Annotated in this window: 4 protein-coding genes; 2 read left to right on the top strand and 2 right to left on the bottom strand. The window is 73.3% G+C overall.

Annotated elements, in window-relative coordinates; translation table 11 throughout:
* Positions 1-519: TerC family protein (locus PSH25_RS17455; protein ID WP_441005354.1), on the bottom strand; the 519-nt coding region annotated here is incomplete at its 3' end.
* Positions 520-856: 337 nt separating this feature from the next.
* Between PSH25_RS17455 and PSH25_RS17450 the strand changes: the two genes are divergently transcribed.
* Positions 857-1,249, top strand: coding sequence for an FKBP-type peptidyl-prolyl cis-trans isomerase (locus PSH25_RS17450; RefSeq protein WP_238660087.1), 393 nt, complete (start codon positions 857-859; stop codon positions 1,247-1,249).
* 155 nt (positions 1,250-1,404) lie between these two features.
* On the opposite strand, the gene PSH25_RS17445 is transcribed toward PSH25_RS17450, so the two are convergent.
* Positions 1,405-1,791 carry an STAS domain-containing protein gene (locus PSH25_RS17445; protein WP_238660086.1) on the bottom strand — a complete coding sequence of 129 codons (387 nt, stop codon included), beginning with the start codon at positions 1,789-1,791 and terminating at the stop codon, positions 1,405-1,407.
* A 183-nt stretch (positions 1,792-1,974) separates the two neighbouring features.
* Here PSH25_RS17445 and PSH25_RS17440 point away from each other — a divergent pair, with 183 nt between their 5' ends.
* Positions 1,975-2,991 carry an SMP-30/gluconolactonase/LRE family protein gene (locus PSH25_RS17440; RefSeq protein WP_238660085.1) on the top strand — a complete coding sequence of 339 codons (1,017 nt, stop codon included), beginning with the start codon at positions 1,975-1,977 and terminating at the stop codon, positions 2,989-2,991.
* Positions 2,992-3,057 lie beyond the last annotated feature (66 nt).

Below are 3,057 nucleotides of genomic sequence, written 5' to 3'. Positions count from 1 at the left end.
CAGCCGACGGAACAGCCGGACCACGACGTTGCGTTCCGGGTCGACGTCCGGCTTCCCGCGTACGGCCAGCCGCCAGCCGGTCCAGATCAGGAACGCGCCCAGCACGAACCCGGCCCAGGCGAGCCGGTCCAGCAGCTCGGCACCGGCGAAGATGAACAGCAGCCGGAAGACGAGCGCGCCCACCACACCCCAGAACAGCACCTTGTGCTGGTAGCCGGGCGGCACCTGGAAGTAGCCGAAGAGCAGCGCGAAGACGAACACGTTGTCCACCGACAGCGCCTTCTCCAGCAGGTAGCCGGAGAAGTACGCGATGGCCGGGTCACCGCCGAGGCTCCACCAGACCACCAACCCGAACAGCAGGCCCGCGCCGATCCAGACGGCGCTCCACAGCAGTGCCTCACGAAGCTCGATGACGTGGTTGTCCCGGTGCAGGAGCACGTCCACGGCGAGCAGCACCGCGATCACCGTGCCGACCGCCGCCCAGGCCCACAGCGGGACCGCGACCGTCGCCTCAGCCATCGAGGCCCTCCGCATCGACCACCGCGCACCGCCCGTTACCAGGCCGGCCGGCCCAATTCGAGCCTAGGTGAACGTCCGACCCGACATCGGGCGGTCCGACGAAGTCGGCTCGGTCGGCCTCGGGGTCCGTCCCGGTCACCCTCGGGGTCCGTCCCGGTTGCGCGGACGCCCGCGCTCCGCAGCACCGGCGTAGCCAGGATGGCCAGCCCGCGTTCCAGGTGCCCGGCATGGGGTGGGCTGCGGCGCAGGTGGCGGGTCCGCCGCGCATCGGTGACGGGTGATCCGGCAGGATCGACGGTGACCGGACACATCACCCAACACGGCAGGAGATCCCCGCATGAACCAGGCAGCAGGCGCCCGTTCGGGCAAGCCCGAGGTTGGTCCGATCGAGGGTGCACCGCCGGCCGACCTCGAGATCGAGGACATCACCGTGGGCGACGGCCCGCAGGCCGAGCCGGGCCAGCTGGTCAGCGTGCACTACGTCGGCGTATCGCACTCCACCGGCGCCGAGTTCGACTCGTCGTGGAACCGGGGCGAGGCGTTCGACTTTCCGCTCGGCGGCGGTCAGGTCATCGCCGGCTGGGACCAGGGCGTCGCCGGCATGCGGGTCGGCGGTCGCCGCCGCCTGACCATCCCGCCGCACCTGGGGTACGGCGACCGGGGTGCCGGCGGCGTCATCAAGCCGGGCGAGACGCTGGTCTTCGTCGTCGACCTGCTCGGCGTGAGCTGACCGATTGTCGGGGTCGCCGGCCCACGCCGGCGGCCCCGCGCCGTGCCCGGGTACGACGGCGCGGGCCCGCCTCGTCGGTGACCGACCGGGTCTGGGTGGCCGCCACCGTGCCCGGCGACGACCACCTCTCCCCCGACGGGCGGGTCGGACCGGGATCAGGCGGCCAGTTGCAGGTCGGTGGTCGCGACCACCGGGCGACGCGCCGCCTCGATCGGCGAGGCCAGCTCCAGAATCGGCATCACGCGGTGCAGCCCGCTGACGCGCAGCACCCGCGCCACCATCGGGCTCGGGTCGACCAGAACCAGCTCGCCACCGCAGGCCCGCACGCGCAGATGCGCGGCGAGCAGCGTGCGAACGCCAGCGGCGGAGAGCAGCCGCAGACCGGACATCTCCAGTTGGACCACCGGGCGGGCCGGCGCGGACCACAGCGCGGACCGGAACGCGGCCACCGTGGCGATGTCGACCTCGCCGGCCACCCGCACGAGGACCATCTGGTCACCCACGCTGACCTGCACGTCGAGCCGATCGCTGTGCTCTTCCATGCCCAGAAATCTAGCCGCCACCACCGACACTTTCGCCCCTCCGCGGAGTGATTCCGGGTACGCCCAGGGGCATACCCCGAGGTGCCTCACCTCCCTCTCGGGGTGGAGTCCGGGGGCCAGGGCGGCGCGCCGCGCGGGCGCGGAACCCGGGGGTCGGCCGAGACCGGGGTGGAGAATAGGCCGATGCTGATTCCCCGGCCCCGGCCGCCCCGGCTGATCCGTCCCGTCCGCGAGCCGGCGACCAGCCCTCCGGGGCTGGCCGGGGCATGGGCCCCCACCGACCGCCGGCTCGACGAGGCCGAGTTGCTACCCCTGCCCCCGGGCGCCGTTGGCCCAGAGGACGTGCTGGTCGACGGCGCCGGGCGGGTGATCAGTGGCGACGAGGACGGTCGGCTCTGGTGGTGGCCGGTCGACGCCCCGGCCGGCACCCCACCCCGACTGCTGGCCGAGACCGGTGGCCGTCCGCTCGGCATCGAGCTGGACCCGTCCGGCGAGGCCCTGGTGGTCTGCGACGCGTACCGCGGGTTGCTGCGGGTCACGCCGGACGGCGCGGTACGCGAACTGTCCGGAACGGCACCCCCGGTGCACCTGGCCAACAACGCGACGGTGGGCCGCGACGGCACCATCTACTTCACCGACAGCTCCGACCGGTTCCCGGTGTCGCACTGGAAGCGGGACCTGCTGGAGCACCGCCCCAACGGCCGGGTGCTGGCGCACCATCCGGGCAGCGGCCGCACCGAGGTGGTGACCGACGGGCTGTACTTCCCCAACGGGATCGCGCTGACCCCGGACGAGTCGGCGCTGATGCTCGTGGAGACCAGCACTCACCGTCTGCTGCGGGTCGAGCTGAGCGGCGGTGTGCGGGTCCTCGCCGACCTGCCCGCGTACCCGGACAACCTCGCCTCGGTGGGAGACGGCACGTACTGGATAGCGCTGCCCAGCCCCCGGGTGCCGATCGCCGAGCGGCTGCTGCCGCACCCACGGCTGCGTCAGATCGCCGCCCTGCTGCCCGACGCGATGCAGCCGCAGCCACGCCGCTACGGCCTGGTCGCGCTGGTCGACGGCGCGGGCACGGTCCGCCGGACGCTGCACGGTCCGAACGGGCACTACTCGATGATCACCGGGGTACGCCAGCACGGCGACCAGCTCTGGCTGGGCAGCCTGACCGGGCCCGGGGTGGCCCGCGTACCCCTGGGGTGATGGTCGGAGCCACGGACGCCGCGCCGGTCGCCGAAAAGGGTGCCCGGCGGCGTTGGCGCTGACCGG

Source organism: Micromonospora foliorum (genome assembly GCF_022229015.1).
In the GTDB taxonomy this organism is placed as follows: Bacteria; Actinomycetota; Actinomycetes; order Mycobacteriales; family Micromonosporaceae; genus Micromonospora; species Micromonospora foliorum.
The sequence above is the reverse complement of the archived record's forward strand: the minus strand, read 5'-3'. Positions and strand labels throughout refer to the sequence as shown.

Excerpts from the sequence above, each read along its gene's own strand:
- PSH25_RS17450 (WP_238660087.1), top strand. The coding sequence starts at position 857 with ATGAACCAGGCAGCAGGCGCCCGTTCGGGCAAGCCCGAGGTTGGTCCG.
- PSH25_RS17445 (WP_238660086.1), bottom strand. The coding sequence starts at position 1,791 with ATGGAAGAGCACAGCGATCGGCTCGACGTGCAGGTCAGCGTGGGTGAC.
- PSH25_RS17440 (WP_238660085.1), top strand. The coding sequence starts at position 1,975 with ATGCTGATTCCCCGGCCCCGGCCGCCCCGGCTGATCCGTCCCGTCCGC.